The 14,743-nt window shown below is 44.1% G+C and carries 15 protein-coding genes; 5 read left to right on the top strand and 10 right to left on the bottom strand.

Going from position 1 to position 14,743, the window contains the following annotated elements:
• Positions 1 to 95 precede the first annotated feature (95 nt).
• The 3 genes from ABN764_RS10225 to ABN764_RS10215 all read left to right on the top strand — a co-directional run bounded on the left by ABN764_RS10225 (position 96) and on the right by ABN764_RS10215 (position 2,820).
• Positions 96 to 854 (top strand): DeoR/GlpR family DNA-binding transcription regulator, encoded by a 759-nt coding sequence (locus ABN764_RS10225; RefSeq protein ID WP_021254771.1) that lies wholly within the window; start codon positions 96 to 98, stop codon positions 852 to 854.
• A 22-nt stretch (positions 855 to 876) separates the two neighbouring features.
• Complete coding sequence (locus tag ABN764_RS10220) at positions 877 to 2,151, top strand: NUDIX hydrolase N-terminal domain-containing protein (RefSeq protein ID WP_446671808.1); 1,275 nt, start codon at positions 877 to 879, stop codon at positions 2,149 to 2,151.
• A 90-nt stretch (positions 2,152 to 2,241) separates the two neighbouring features.
• Positions 2,242 to 2,820: a thymidine kinase gene (locus ABN764_RS10215; RefSeq protein ID WP_446671969.1), complete on the top strand. Its 579-nt coding sequence runs from the start codon at positions 2,242 to 2,244 to the stop codon at positions 2,818 to 2,820.
• A gap of 78 nt (positions 2,821 to 2,898) precedes the next feature.
• On the opposite strand, the gene ABN764_RS10210 is transcribed toward ABN764_RS10215, so the two are convergent.
• Both ABN764_RS10210 and ABN764_RS10205 read right to left on the bottom strand, forming a co-directional pair.
• A complete protein-coding gene (locus tag ABN764_RS10210) occupies positions 2,899 to 3,930 on the bottom strand; it encodes a polysaccharide biosynthesis protein (protein ID WP_446671807.1) in 1,032 nt (343 codons plus the stop codon).
• Positions 3,931 to 3,979: 49 nt separating this feature from the next.
• Positions 3,980 to 4,300 (bottom strand): hypothetical protein, encoded by a 321-nt coding sequence (locus ABN764_RS10205; RefSeq protein WP_446671806.1) that lies wholly within the window; start codon positions 4,298 to 4,300, stop codon positions 3,980 to 3,982.
• 202 nt (positions 4,301 to 4,502) lie between these two features.
• On the opposite strand from ABN764_RS10205, the gene pepV reads away from it, so the two are divergent.
• The gene (gene pepV / locus ABN764_RS10200) at positions 4,503 to 5,933 is read left to right on the top strand and encodes a dipeptidase PepV (protein ID WP_174807986.1); all 1,431 of its coding nucleotides are present in this window, start codon (positions 4,503 to 4,505) and stop codon (positions 5,931 to 5,933) included.
• 68 nt (positions 5,934 to 6,001) lie between these two features.
• Here the strand turns inward: pepV and ABN764_RS10195 are convergent, their stop codons facing one another.
• From ABN764_RS10195 to ABN764_RS10170, 6 genes are all read right to left on the bottom strand, one after another.
• Positions 6,002 to 6,367 (bottom strand): YybH family protein, encoded by a 366-nt coding sequence (locus ABN764_RS10195; protein WP_446671805.1) that lies wholly within the window; start codon positions 6,365 to 6,367, stop codon positions 6,002 to 6,004.
• Between the two features lie 135 nt (positions 6,368 to 6,502).
• A complete protein-coding gene (locus ABN764_RS10190) occupies positions 6,503 to 7,966 on the bottom strand; it encodes a PAS domain S-box protein (RefSeq protein ID WP_268625682.1) in 1,464 nt (487 codons plus the stop codon).
• A 572-nt stretch (positions 7,967 to 8,538) separates the two neighbouring features.
• Complete coding sequence (locus tag ABN764_RS10185; RefSeq protein ID WP_021254779.1) at positions 8,539 to 9,291, bottom strand: iron ABC transporter ATP-binding protein; 753 nt, start codon at positions 9,289 to 9,291, stop codon at positions 8,539 to 8,541.
• A complete protein-coding gene (locus ABN764_RS10180) occupies positions 9,288 to 10,352 on the bottom strand; it encodes an iron chelate uptake ABC transporter family permease subunit (protein ID WP_021254780.1) in 1,065 nt (354 codons plus the stop codon). The genes ABN764_RS10185 and ABN764_RS10180 overlap by 4 nt, the downstream gene beginning before the upstream one ends.
• Entirely contained in the window at positions 10,349 to 11,359 is a 1,011-nt protein-coding gene (locus ABN764_RS10175) for an ABC transporter permease (RefSeq protein ID WP_370510394.1), read from the bottom strand. Before ABN764_RS10175 ends, ABN764_RS10180 begins: the two co-directional genes overlap by 4 nt.
• Positions 11,360 to 11,393: 34 nt before the next feature.
• On the bottom strand, positions 11,394 to 12,407 hold the full coding sequence (locus ABN764_RS10170) for a siderophore ABC transporter substrate-binding protein (RefSeq protein WP_028532135.1): 1,014 nt from the start codon (positions 12,405 to 12,407) through the stop codon (positions 11,394 to 11,396).
• A 467-nt stretch (positions 12,408 to 12,874) separates the two neighbouring features.
• Between ABN764_RS10170 and ABN764_RS10165 the strand changes: the two genes are divergently transcribed.
• Positions 12,875 to 13,609: an endonuclease/exonuclease/phosphatase family protein gene (locus ABN764_RS10165; RefSeq protein WP_446671804.1), complete on the top strand. Its 735-nt coding sequence runs from the start codon at positions 12,875 to 12,877 to the stop codon at positions 13,607 to 13,609.
• Here ABN764_RS10165 and ABN764_RS10160 read toward each other — a convergent pair.
• Positions 13,579 to 13,971, bottom strand: coding sequence for a hypothetical protein (locus ABN764_RS10160; protein ID WP_446671803.1), 393 nt, complete (start codon positions 13,969 to 13,971; stop codon positions 13,579 to 13,581). The two genes, ABN764_RS10165 and ABN764_RS10160, sit on opposite strands and share 31 nt — an antisense overlap.
• A gap of 14 nt (positions 13,972 to 13,985) precedes the next feature.
• On the bottom strand, positions 13,986 to 14,726 hold the full coding sequence (locus tag ABN764_RS10155) for a MerR family transcriptional regulator (RefSeq protein ID WP_446671802.1): 741 nt from the start codon (positions 14,724 to 14,726) through the stop codon (positions 13,986 to 13,988).
• Positions 14,727 to 14,743 lie beyond the last annotated feature (17 nt).

Here is a 14,743-nt window from a genome sequence, read left to right as displayed (position 1 = left end):
TTCACATAAAATAGAGCTTATATTATGCGGAATACTTACATCTACTTGAAATATTGCTTACATATACTTAATATTAGAAGTATGAGGTGGAGAATATGTACCAAGAAGAGCGCCTTCTGCGCATATTAACGCATTTAGAAGAGCAAGACACGATGACTGTCGGAGAAATCTGTGCGATGTTCGACATTTCCAGAGATACGGCAAGGCGTGACATCGTGAAGCTGACAGAAAGCGGTGCCGTAACACGTACCCATGGAGGAATTACGCTCCCCCGGCTGGAACAGAAGATTGAAGCCTATGCTGCTCGACTGCATAATGAACCAGACGGCAAGATGCGCATTGGACGCCATGCCGCTAAGCTTGTTCAAGATCACGACATGATCTTTCTGGACGTATCGACCACAGTGCAGTGCATCATACCGCATCTAAAGCCTGCTCATGCAACCGCCGTGACCCATTCGATTGATAATGCTTGTATGTTGGCTGAGCAAGCCACGATACAAACCCATCTATTAGGAGGCATCGTGCAGCCGAAGACAAGACATTTATCTGGCTACTCGACACTAGATAAGCTGCGTGATTTTCAATTCGATAAGGCGTTCTTAGGCGCAGCAGGCATCTCGGAAGCAGGCATTTATTATCATTATGAAGAAGACATATATATGAAGAGAGAAATTGTTAGCCGTTCAAGACAGACAATCGTACTTGCGGATTATACGAAGCTCGGACATACCCATTACTATCGGGGGCTATCCTTGTCCGACATCGATATTCTCATTACGAACCAGCCACTGTCGCCTGAGCTAGCCAATGCGATGAAGGCCAATCATGTGCAAGTGATCATAATCTCTTAACCCATCAAGGAGGATGAATGCAATGATACGAGCCGTTTTGTTTGACTTTGACGGGACACTAGCTGATACCCTTCCATTGACACTTCATGTGTTCCAAGACATATTCAAGCGATATGACAATCGAATGGTATCGAAGGAGCAAATTATTGCGATGTTCGGCCCGACGGAAGAGGGCATATTGACTGCAAATATGAAATATAGAGGTCTATTGCCTTCCGCCATCGAAGAATATTTTGAAATGTACCGCAATTGGCATCCCAGCCTTGTTCATGCTTCACCAGCAATTATTCAGATGCTGCATCATTTGAAGGAGTATGGCATATCGATCGGCATTATTACAGGCAAAGGGCGGCGAGCATATGAGATTTCCAGTGAAGCGCTCGGCTTGACTAAGTATGTGGATATCGCCATCACAGGCGATGAAGTAACGAGGCCGAAGCCCGATCCTGAAGGCATTCACGCTGCGCTGGACGCATTACATATTCGCGCCGACGAAGCGATATGGATCGGTGACAGCAACGCTGATATTCAAGCCGGCCTTGCCGCTAACGTGCATACGATAGGTGCTAAATGGTTCGATACTGTTCAGTCCGCCACATTCGAGACAGCTCCACATGACATCTATTCGAAGCCGGCAGAGCTTATCGAACTGATCGAACAGTCGGTAGAAAACCCAGCTCTCGATTGGAGACAGCTGCATTGGGCCAAGCGGATACAAGCTCTCGCACAGATCGGCTTAACGTACACAGAAAACACTTACGACCGCGAGCGTTATGAAGAATTGCGCGACATTAGTGTCGATATGATGGCTAGCTGCGCTGAAGCAGATAAGGAACAAATCCGGCTATCCTTCGCAAGCGATACAGGTTACGCAACGCCAAAAGTAGATGTCCGGGGTGTCATCTTCCGTGATGGAGAGCTTCTGCTCGTCAAGGAAAAGGCCGATGGAGCATGGTCTCTTCCCGGCGGATGGGCGGATATCGGCTTCTCTCCATCTGAGGTTGTTGTGAAGGAAATCCAAGAGGAATCCGGCTTCCAAGCAAGAGCCATCCGACTGCTTGCCGTGCTAGATAAGCGGTTCCACCAGCACCCGCCTGAACCGTTTCATGTGTATAAATTATTCATCTTGTGTGACATTATCGGAGGGGAAGCTGCCAGCGGCACAGAAACGAGCGAGGTAGGCTTCTTCCCCGAACATGCGCTGCCGACATTGTCGGCTGAACGCAATACGGAAGCGCAGCTGCGCTTAATGTTCCAGTTGTACCATCATCCCGAACAATCCGTAATCCTGGACTAAGCAGCATATCCATTCTCTGTTCCTGTACCTGAGACGCTTCCTATGCTATTCTATAATCTCATCAACAAAGAATGGAACGGAGTGGCGAAGTTGGCTCAGTTATATTTTCGATACGGCGCAATGAATAGTGGGAAATCCATTGAAATATTGAAGGTTGCCCATAATTATGAAGAGCAGGAGAAGTCCGTATTGATCTTCACCCCTGCTGTAGATGATCGGGACGAGAGCGGTTATATATCTTCTCGCATTGGTCTGCGCCGCAAGGCAATTTCGATCCATGAAGACACTGATTTATTTGAGATCGTACAGCATCATGAAGGACCCATTTCCTGCGTGCTGATTGATGAAGTCCAATTTTTGGATCATGCTCAAATTATGCAGCTTACCCGCATCGTCGATGAACTCGATATTCCTGTTATGGGCTTCGGATTGAAGAATGACTTCCGAAATGAGCTATTTGAGGGCAGCCGTTATATGCTGCTGTATGCGGATAAAATAGAGGAAATGAAAACGATATGCTGGTTCTGTGAACGCAAAGCAACGATGAATCTGCGCGTTGACGCCAATAACCGTCCTGTCTATACGGGAGAGCAAATCGTAATCGGCGGTAACGATACGTACTATCCGGTATGCCGGAAGTGCCATAAAAATCCGCCATTGCAATCCTAGAAACTTATAACGCCCTTGAAGCCACATGCTTCAGGGGCGTTCTCGTGCTATACATAAAAAACCTTCCATGTCGCTTGATTAGTCCCGCGAGCCTTGAGCTTGCTTGGATGCGTGCACCTCATACAACAAGCCGCTATCGAACAGCAATTCACGTATCTCTTCCTTCGTCATTGCCCCCTCTGCAGATGTGTATTCCCCCACAGCCATAGAAGGATACGACGCATAATGCTCATGCAGTCTCGGCAAGCCTAATAGAGGAAGAACGATCAAATAAGAATCATCAGCCTTCACGGTATGTCGGCTCTCACTTTCCGAGATGAGAATATCATGAATCTTCCCTTTGCCACTAGACGCTGAACCTGTAAAAATAAGCCGTATATCTCCCTCTCCACACAATTCCATGAATACCTCAGCCATATGCACAAGAGCGCAGGACGGCATCTTCCTCGTGTACAGTTCGCCGCCAACCCCAGATTGCAGCGCCTTCAGCAACAAGGCGACTGCCTGCTTCATCGGCGTGAAGAAGCACGTCTTCCCTCGATCCATCATACTAACCAGCTTCTTATTCTTGATCTGATCCAGCAGCACCTGAGGTACACTCCCGTGTGTTCCTAGAATACTACTGCTGCGAACAGCAATAAATCTCGTGGATTCGCTCACGATGTTGGCGTTCATTATTACATTCTCACCCATCGCCTTCGTCATTCCATAGCAATTCGTAGGCTCTACGGCTTGATCCGTCGATGCAAATATAACTGCCTGAACTTGATTCGCAATAGCGGCCTCAATCACATATTGTGTGCCGACCACATTCGTCTTCAATGCTTCTTGCGGATGCTCCTCACAAAAGGATACATGTGTGAGCGCAGCGAGATGGAAGATATAATCGACCCCTTGGCATGCCTGATGGAGGGAGTCTTGATCACGCACATCGCCAATCCAGAACGCCAGTCTTGCATCCTCAAACTTGCGGCTCATAATGAACTGGCTCGTCTCATTGCGCGAATATACGATGATGCGAGCAGGACGATGCAGCAATAATTGTTCAACGAGGGCGTAGCCCAATGAACCGGTTCCGCCTGTTACTAGAATCGTAGCATTAGCTAACACGCTGTTCCCTCCTATAGACATAGGTTGCTGGTGCAAAATGAAGATTATACTACTTATAAAATGCACCCATAGATAGAAGGGTTTGGACAATCGATCGGTAGACATCGAAAATAGGCCGCTTTACCCCTCGCACCGATTGAACACTGTTCTTATCCCACTGCTTCACTTGACGCACAATAGTCGACATGTGATCGATCCATTTCATATAACGGTTCGCCGCCTCTACCTCTATCCCTTGAAGTGAGAGATAAATCGAGCGGATCTTGCGTGATATCTGTACAAACAGCAGCGCTATTGGTTGAGCTGAACGATAGTCTGGAAGAACGGCCGGGCTTCGATATACGCCCATCCACCACAGAGCCCTCAGCATCTATATAAACACCCGTGAACATATTCTGGGGGATACTGCACCCTACAATCTCTGCGATTCGCCAGCTCCCTGTATGTTGTTACTGGACTTCACCTGTTATAATTATGCCAAGGCGGCAATCATATGTTCATGGATGAGCGTCGCATATACACGACCACTATTAACACATGTTCAATTTTCAATACAAAAGGAGTGCGGCTTGATGAACTGGATGGAAGAAGTATTGAAGCGCAAGGACGATCTGCTGCAGGATCTGAAGGGATTGCTCAGCATCGAAAGTGTGAAGGATGCCAGCACGAGCGAACCTGGCAAGCCTATGGGGCAAAATGTAGCTCGCGCGCTTGATTATGTGCTGGACCTGTCCCGTCGCGACGGGTACCGTGTGACGAACCTGGACGGATATGTAGGCTACGCCGAATATGGCGAATCGACGAGTGGCGAATATGTCGCAGCACTATGCCATGTTGACGTCGTCCCTGCAACCGGACATTGGACAACCCCGCCATTCTCCCCTGACATTCGTGAGGGCAAGCTGTTCGCGCGTGGCGCCATTGATGATAAAGGGCCTACACTTGCAGCTTATTACGGCTTGAAGATTGTGAAAGAACTCGGCTTGCCATTGAAGCACAATGTGCGCGTTATCTTCGGTGCAGATGAAGAGAGCGGGATGGAATGCATGAAGACCTATACGAAGCGTGAGAAAATGCCACTATACGGCTTCGCTCCAGATGCCGACTTCCCCATTACACATGCGGAGAAGGGGCAAATCAATACCCGCTTCCTGCTGAAGCCAGACGATTCTGCTTCCGGTCGTCAAGAGGGGCAGCTAGAGCTCGTATCCTTCCATGGCGGCGGTGTTGAGAACATGGTGCCGGAATCTGCAACAGCAACGATCTCTGGCGAGTCTGCTGCTCTTGCAGAATTGGCAGCCAAGTTCGAGAGCTATTACACAGAGCAGCAATTGAAAGGTTCTTCCGAAGTGAATGGCAATCAAATGACGCTCAGCCTCAAAGGGAAATCCGCCCATGGCATGGAGCCTCATCAAGGCATCAATGCTGCACTGAAGCTGTTCGGATTTTTGCGTTCGTACTCCTTCCAAGCCGATGCTGACCGCTACATTCGCTGCGTCGATGCTTATTTGACGGACGATCACTTGGGCAGCAAGTTGGGCATTGCATATGAGGATGACATTACAGGGCCATTAACTGTCAATGCAGGTATTTTCGAATTCGGAGCGGACAAGCAGCCATTCTTCCATCTGAACATTCGCTTCCCCGTCACACAGGATCTACCGACGATTCTGGATACATTGGCAGCGAAGATGGATGCATTCGGCTTCCTCGTAGAGGAGCCTGACTTGAAGGAGCCGCATCATGTTGATGCTGAGCATCCAATGATCAAGGTGCTGCAGAAGATTTATGCGGAGGAAACACAGCTTGAGCCTACCTTGCTGACAACAGGCGGCGGTACATACGCTGCATTCATGGAATATGGAGTCGCATTCGGCGCCTTATTCCCAGGAAGAGAAGAGATGGCTCACCGCGTAGACGAATACATCGAAATCGAGGATTTGTTGAAAGCAACTGCGATTTATGCCCGCGCCATTTATGAATTGGCGAACTTGGACGCATAACAATAACAGAGGTGTCATCCTGCTGAATACCATCAGCGGATGACACCTTTTTTACGTAAAAGACATTCTTATTTCAGTGCACTCAAATGTTCATGCACAAGCTTCCATTCGCCACTGGTTTGCTTGAACACATTGGTCGCTCTTCCGCTCCCTGCTGCCTGCTTCCCTTGATAAAGGCCGCTCCACTGATACGTGTACAAACAGACAGCCGTCTGTCCGTCCACGGCGATCCACTCCACATCTGCCGCACAATAGACTTCATCCTGAATCACGTCCCACGCATGTTCGAAATACGCCCTAATCTCAGCCATCGTTGAGCAGGTACGATCCGAGAACCAGTACACTGCACCATCATCCAAACATGCTTGCACATTTGTGAATTGATGCGTATTTGTCGCTTCGATGTAACGTTCCAATGCTTGCTTATAGCCCATTGAACTGTTCCCCTCCCCATTCATCTTATCCCATTATTTTCAACAACCAACTCGCTGGAATCAATCCAAAATTCTTCATGGAAGGGGTTCACCACGATATACGAATGGAACGAAATAGTCAGATAAGCTGAGCTGTTACACGGCGTCTTCCCCATCCTTGACTTGAACAAGCGGTAATCGAATGATGAATGTGGTTCCTACACCAATCACACTATCCACCTCAATGGAGCCGCCATGCTTATCAATAATATTGTAGCTCACCATCAGTCCTAGCCCTGTCCCCGTATCCTTCGTCGTATAGAAAGGCTGACCCAGTCTGCTCACTTTATCTGCTGGAATCCCACAGCCTTCATCCTGTATGGATATAGCCGCATAGTCGCCCTCCAGCTTGGCTCGTACATAAATGCTGCCTCCCCCTGACATCGCTTCGATTGCGTTTTTGATCAAATTAATGAACACCTGCTTAATCTGATTCGGTTCACAATCCACCCAAAGCGCCTCTTCCGATAAATCGGTTACAATATTGCTGTTCTTCAAAGTGGATTGCACACTCATAAAGGCGATGATTTGTTCCATGAGATGGATCAGATCTGTCCTTCGACTATTCACCACATTTGGCTTCGCGAGAATGAGCAGCTCATTGGCAATTACTTCGATGCTCTTCAGCTCGGATTCCACGATATCGAAATACTGCTCCTTATCTGTCTTCATCGTACGCATCAGCTTCAGGAAGCCGTTAATCGACGTCAGTGGATTCCGAATTTCATGCGCAATGCCGGCAGCAAGCTGCCCCACGATGGACAACTTCTCGGACTGCAGCATTCGCTCCTCTTCCTTGCTCCGATCGGTTATATCTTGATAGACCCCTATAGTCGCCTTCTCCCCATGAAATGTCGTGGGCAGCGAGAAACCTTCAACCCGCTTCATCTCTCCGTTTGCACATCGGATATCATATTTTACTGGCCCGAGCTTAATACCCTCCCGATACTTGCGTCTTCGCTCATACACAAGGTTGTGATTCGTAGGCTCAACAATATCAAGCACTGGCTTGCCAAGAATGCCGGCTGCTTCATCCGCACAAATTAAATTAATCGAGGCACGGTTCATATAATGTATAATTCCATTATGCGTCACGATGACAGCGAGGGGCAGCATTTCCAATAACGATTGGAAGGAATCCTCCTTCTCCCTCAGGATCGCTTCCGTCTGCAGATGCACTCGTTCTGTCTGTTTGCATACCGTAATATTTTGAAATTGAGAAAAAAAGAAAAGCGGCTTGCCGCTCTTATCCAGGACAAGCGATACGGTAAGCAGCATCCATATCACTTCTCCTAACTTGCCTATGTAACGTTTCTCAATATGAAAAGACGAAATCTGTCTGTCCAGCAGCTGCTGAATATGTAGAATACTCTCTTCCAGATCGTCTGGATGGGTAATATGCTGATAGTCCAGAGAGAGCAATTCACTTTCTGTATAGCCGATCATATCGCATAAGGCTTGATTTGCTTTCATAAATCGTCCTTCCAGCGAGACGATCGCCATCCCGATCGATGCATTGTTAAAAGCTAAATCGAACATATCAATTTGCTCCAAATGCATGTAAATCTCCCCTCCAATTCATCACAAACCCACATTTACCCATTTATCATTATAAATCGCTCTTCCTATCATCATCAATTAAAATCTTGCCAAATTCCCACAATCGGCGCAAAGAGGTACCGGCTCACCTGCATCAATATAAACTGGTACCCATAAAGCGAGTGGATCAGTGCGCGGATCGTTGGAAGAAAGCCTACAGAAGGACGGAATCAAGGGACTAGCGACTTGCTCAAGAACCAAGGACGTTAAAAAGGATGACCCCTGAACATACAGGAATCATCCCTTAAGTGTGGCTTAACTTTTGTTACGGCTCCAACAGGTCGTATTTCGTTTTGAGTGCAACAACTAAAGAGGCTCATGTCAGTTTCGTGTAAAATGGGAGTTATCATACACCCATTCATACAGAAGAACAAACATGAGCTACACCCATCTTAGCATAATTGAACGTAGTAAATTAGAAGACCAAGGCTTCAATGAGAACGGCAATCGCCCTTGTAAATGTCTAGGTTGGATACCTGCTAACGAAGCTTTCATGAATGAGCTGTCGCACATTGCTTGACAATCCCGTCTAACTAATAAACCGCAATTGGCCCATAGGGACCATCAATAATTTCTATTTTCGTTTCAAAAATATCTGTCAAAACCTCTGGATCCATAACCTCTTCTACTGTTCCAAAAGCGGCAATTTGTCCATCCTTCATTGCACAAATTCGATCAGAATATTTGGCTGCAAAATTAATATCATGCATAACAGTCAGAATTGTTCTTCCAAATTCATTAGCAGCAAGCCTCAAATGCTCCATCATTTGAACAGAACGAGCAACATCAAGATTGTTCAGCGGCTCGTCCAAAAGTACATATTCAGTCTCTTGGCACAGAACCATTGCTACATATGCCCTTTGCCTTTGACCACCAGAAAGCTCATCTAAATATCTATTTTCTAGATCAGTCAATCCTAAAAAATCGATATATTTAGAAATAATAGCCTCATCCTCTTTCGTTAATCTTCCCTTGGAATAAGGAAAACGTCCAAATCCAACTAGTTGTCTAATCGTAAGCCTCGTTACAAAATGATTTTCTTGACGCAAAATCGTTAAAATCTTTGCTAAGTCTTTTGATTTAGATTCAGTAACATCCATATTTGCTACCTTAATTTGGCCTTCATCCAAATCCAAAAGTCTTCCAATCATCAAAAGTGTCGTAGACTTTCCAGCACCATTTGGTCCAATTAATGAAGTGAGACCCGCTTTTGGTATTTCAATATTCAAAGGCCCTATTTTCACCTTGTCCGAATACAATTTTCTAACATTATCAATCTTTATCATAGAGCCCTCTTCCTTAAAACTGCAATTAAGAATATGATTCCACCAAATAATTCAATAATAACGGAAACGACGCCTTGGGCATTGAATACATGATACATTAAGAAGTATGCACCGGTTATTATCAAAAACCCTATAGCAAGAGACATTGGAAAAACATATCTATGATCATAGGTTGGCGCTGCTTGATAAGTCAAAGTTGCAACTAAAAATCCATAGAAAGTAAGTGGTCCAATCAAAGCCGTTGAAATTGACATCAAAATAGAAACTAATATAAGCGTATAAATGATACTCGATTGATGCTTTACTCCAAAAGAAGTAGAGACATCCTTTCCAAGTGACAATACATTTAGATTCTTAGAATGAGCAAGAATTAACAATGCTACAATGATTACTATAGGAATTACAATAGGAAAATAGGCAGCGTCTGCATGATTAACAGAACCAAACAATCTAGCCTGTAAAATATCAAACTCAGAAGGCGAAAGAAGTCTTCTCATAAAAGAAGACACAGATCTTAGCCCAGTGCCGATAATAATTCCAACCAAAAGCATAAGCTGCAAGTTTCCGTACTTTCCAGACAGCAACCACCCATAAAGGATCAAACTCATCATGACCATAACAATAACTTGAATGATAAAAGGTACAATACCAGTAAAATTCACCAATGCACCAACACCAAAGAAAAATATGGTGCTCGTATGAATGGTTGAGTATAGTGATTCAAAGCCTAAAAGTGAAGGGGTAATAATTCTATTATTCGTAATCGATTGAAAAGCAACAGTGGATAAACTCTGACAAATGGCAGCAATAATCATGGCAACAAGAGCTACCATCCTTCTTTTAGCAACTGGAATAAAAGAAGGCGAATCTATCGGAACTGGATTGTTATAAACTAAAAGTCCATATGAAGAAAGGAGGCCCAAAACAAGTAATGTTATGAGCAATATCCAATAACGTTTTTCTTCTTGCTTAGAACGAAAAGCTCTAGCTGATCTATTTTTGTTATGAAGGCTAGAATCGATAACGACATTGTCGTTATTTCTATATTCCAATGCGTTCATCTTAGCCTCCTTGGTTTTCTTTGTCTCAACAAAATAGCAATAAATACGACTGCACCCATTATTCCGAGTATTAAAGATACAGGTACTTCAAAAGGCATGATAATTGTTCGAGAAATGATGTCACAAACCGTTATTGTACCCATTCCTATCACACATACCCAAGGCAAATTACTTCTAAGATCGTCTCCCCTAAACATGGAAACAATATTGGGGACAATTAATCCTAAAAAAGGTAAGTTTCCGATAACAGCTGCAACAATTCCAACTGCTAAAGAAATAAGACCCGTACCCAAAAGAACGACTCTATTGTAATTGACTCCAAGACTTGTTGCAACATCTTCCCCTAGTCCAGCTAAAGTCAGTCTATTCGCATACATAAAAATAAGAAACGTAACGACAACAATGATCCATAAATATTCATATCTTCCAATTTGGACTGCCGCAAAAGAACCTACAAACCAAGATTCAATACTTTGCGTACTTTGAAAAAGGAGTCCAATAAAAGTGGAAACTGCAGAAATGACAGCTCCAAGCATCAACCCAATAATTGGGACAATTAAAGACGAACGAAGTTTCACTCTTCTTAAAAATAAAAAGAAAATCATAGTTCCTATAAAAGAAAAAACAATTGCACCAGTCATTCTTAGAACTAACGTTGGTGCAGGAAATAATAAATAAACAACAAGAAGTCCTAAACCCGCCCATTCAATAGTTCCTGTTGTGGTAGGCTCAACTAAACGATTCTGTGTAATAAGTTGCATAACAAGTCCTGCCATGGCCATGGCAGCCCCAGTAAGCATTAATGCAGCTGTTCTTGGAACACGAGTAATGAAAAACATCTCCATTCCATCCTCTTGTCCGCGTATATCATAAACTCCGGTAAATAGAGATATAATTCCTAAAATAATAACAACGATAATCGCAAATATAAAGGGTTTTGTCCATAACTTGTTATGGTTATAAAGCCGGGGTTGAGAATTATTCTCAACCCCAGAAATTTTTTGTATTGTCTTTTTCAGCACGATGTTATGCTCCTTTAGACTACTTAGCTAAAGTACTTGCCATGTTTTTAAAGATCTCAATGAAAGTTTGGATTGATTCATTTGTATAAGTGTCATTTGGTGCGAATATAATCTGTCCTTTAGAAACAGCAGTTACTTTTTGAAGAGCAGGTGAATTATTAATCACATCTTTTGCGGGAACAGCTTCACTTTCAGAAGATATTGCAGCATCACGATCTAGTACGAAAATCCAATCCGGATTACTTTTTGCAATAGCTTCAACAGAAATCTCATCACCTTTATGACCTGATGTAGCATTTGCAATTTCTAAAGCTGGTTTCCATCCAAACATTTCAAACATAGGTCCCCAAACACGTCCAAAACGTGGAGCTGAGAAGCCAATATTCCCACCAGAAACTTCAACACCCATAACTGTAGCCGTTCCGTTATAGGCAGACTTAGCGTCTTCGATAGATTTATCAAAATCAGCTACCAATTGTTTAGCTTCTTCATTTTTATCAAAAATTTGTCCTAAAATAATTGTGGAATCCTTAAGTCCTTTTACTAAGTTTTCCCCAGGCTTATCAGCTTTCTCAGAAACATCAAAATTCAGATCAATAACGACTGCATTCGGCACTAATTTTTTAATCGATTCATAATGGTTAGCAAATCTTTGACCGACAATGACAAGTTCAGGGTTTGCAGCTGCGATAATTTCAAGATTTGGTTCACGGTGATTCCCAATGTTTTGAACTGCTTCATCTTTTACATACGGTGATTCCTTAGGCATTACATCCTTTGGAGCAGCTGCTAATTTAATGTTCCAATCAGCCAAAGTTTCAAAAGTTCTGCTATCCAGAGCAATTACATTTTTAGGGTTTACAGGAACAGTAACTTTTCCATGAGCATCAGTAATTTCAACCGTTGAAGCTTTAGCAGCTTGGTTTTCTTGCCCAGTTGTTTCCGTTTTTCCATTTCCATTACTTGAAGTTGAGCAAGCTGCCAACATTACAACAAAAATTGCTAAAAAAACAGTTACTTTAAATTTTCCCATTTTCCATACTCTCCCCTTATATAATCTTAATAGTCAAACGGATTATTGAATTGATGAAATTATTATCTATGTATGTTTTTATGCGTGACTAAATTATGATTATCTCTATTTCACTATGGAGCACAGCGACAATATAAAAACAGAATCGATAATGATTATCAATTGCAACACTATACTTAGTATATCAATTCAAAATATATTGTCAATTATTTATTGCCAGCTTACATAAATTTATGGAACACCAGGCTATATAAGCCCAGTTAATCACAGAAGATTGTCCCACGAAAAAGCTATGACCAATAAGGGACAAATCATAACACTGCCAAGGGAATTTCTTATATGATTATAGAAGCTGTTATTAATATAGCGATAACGATTGCTGTCGCCTACCTGTGCTGTTATATTCGTTTTTGCAAAAGTAATTTGTCAAAGAGTCGTCATGATTGGCGTATTTAAGGGGTGAGATCATGCCCACATCGCAGATTGCGTTGTCGGTCATGTCGTACAACATACGACATGGTGAAGGAATGGATCACAAGTATGATGCGAACCGCATCGCGGAAGTGATTCGTGCGTCTGGAGCAGACATCATCGGTTTGCAAGAGGTCGACCGTTATTATTCAGCTCGAAGTAATTACGAGGATACCATCGCGGTGCTCGCTGAACAATTAGGAATGCATTGGTGTTATGGAGCCAACGTGATTCACGAGCCTGAGCCTGGGCGAATGCAGAAAAGGGAATATGGAATAGCCATATTGAGCAAGTACAAGATCCTTTCACATCAGCATTACCCGCTCAGCAGCGATGAGAGTGAACAGCGCGGTCTGCTTGCAGCTGTTCTTGATGTAGACGGAATAAATCTACATTTCTACACGACACATTTGGGATTAGCACAATCGGAACGGGTCGAACAAGTGAAGGAGATGATCAACATCGTCGCGAGCCATACAATGGAACCGTGCATCATTACGGGAGATTTCAATGCACATCCAGACTCTGTTGAAGTTGCTAGCATGTCTCCAGCATTCTGCAGCGCTTTCGCAGATGAGCATGATGCCTTCACCTTCCCTGCAGGCAATGCTGTCGAGACGCTCGATTACATATTCGTCAATCATCAATCGGGAAATATCGAAGATAGAACGGTTATTCATTCTTCACTTGCATCGGATCATTATCCGATTGCAGCCAAGCTGCTGCTATAGCGCCGAACCGTTATAGGGTTCATATCGCTCATCCACCCGCACAACAAGAGGCTGCTCCAGAGATAGAATCTCATTGGGAGCAGCCCCATTTCCGAAAGAGTATGTACATTAAGATGCTGCCAGAGCATAATCCGCCTCTTGTCTGCATTAGCAAGCACACATACGAATGCGCCTATATGATTGGCTCCAATGATGGGCCCGATGAGCGACAATCCTGGGGCCCCATAAGAATGGAAATATACTTGAGCCCTCTGAAAGCGTTTGTTGCGAAAAGGATCTGCATTTTTATTGGCCGATACTTTCGACCGTACAGCAGATGTGCCTGTGACAACTATCATGACGGACAGCCAGTTCGCCGCCAAGCCTAATGTATCTATTACCTCTCTTGGTTACCAGACATCACTTGGAACGCCTCTATTAGAAATTCCTGTTCTTCCTCTGTAAATGGAATGAGTATGTTTGGTTGATCCGTTGGTGCAACTTCCTGCGCCACTGATGCAGGGCTTATTTTCGCAACGGTATACTCGTACAGCTCCATAAATCGCTTCATGAAACGCTGTGCTTCCCCCGAATCTGGACTTACCTGGCTTGCAACCAGCTGTTTCAATTCCGTGAGCAATGCAAAATACTTTCGATCCAGTTCTGCCCGTTCTTCATTGCGAAAATTATAGATCGGATTGCCCTCTAGGTTGTGCGACTCTATGTGCTCTTCTTCCCATAGAATCGAATGCACGATGAAGCAGAACAACCGCAAATCAATGATAGGATGATTCGAAATGATCGTCCCCATATGATCCAATTGATCTATCATGAGCTGAATCCGCTCCTGCTCCGCTATAAGCTCCTTTTTCTTGAACGCAATCACGCTGCGAATATGCGCTTGTTCTGCCTGCTGCATGTCCAATAAATCGGCAATGTCTTTAAGGGAAAAACCGATGAACTTCAGCGCCTGAATTTGCTGCAAGCGGCTGAGATCATCTGCATTGTACAGTCTATGTCCACCTTCTTTGTAATCACTCGGTGTTAACAGCCCAAGCTTGTCATAATATCTAAGCGTTCGATCGGAAACTCCGGTACGAGCAGCCAGCTGCCCAATTGTCAGCATGTCGGTTGTCATGAGTAGGCCTCGTTTCT

This window comes from Paenibacillus wuxiensis, assembly GCF_040195695.1.
Taxonomy (GTDB): domain Bacteria; phylum Bacillota; class Bacilli; order Paenibacillales; family Paenibacillaceae; genus Paenibacillus_B; species Paenibacillus_B suaedae.
This window is presented reverse-complemented; position numbering and strand designations above follow the sequence as displayed.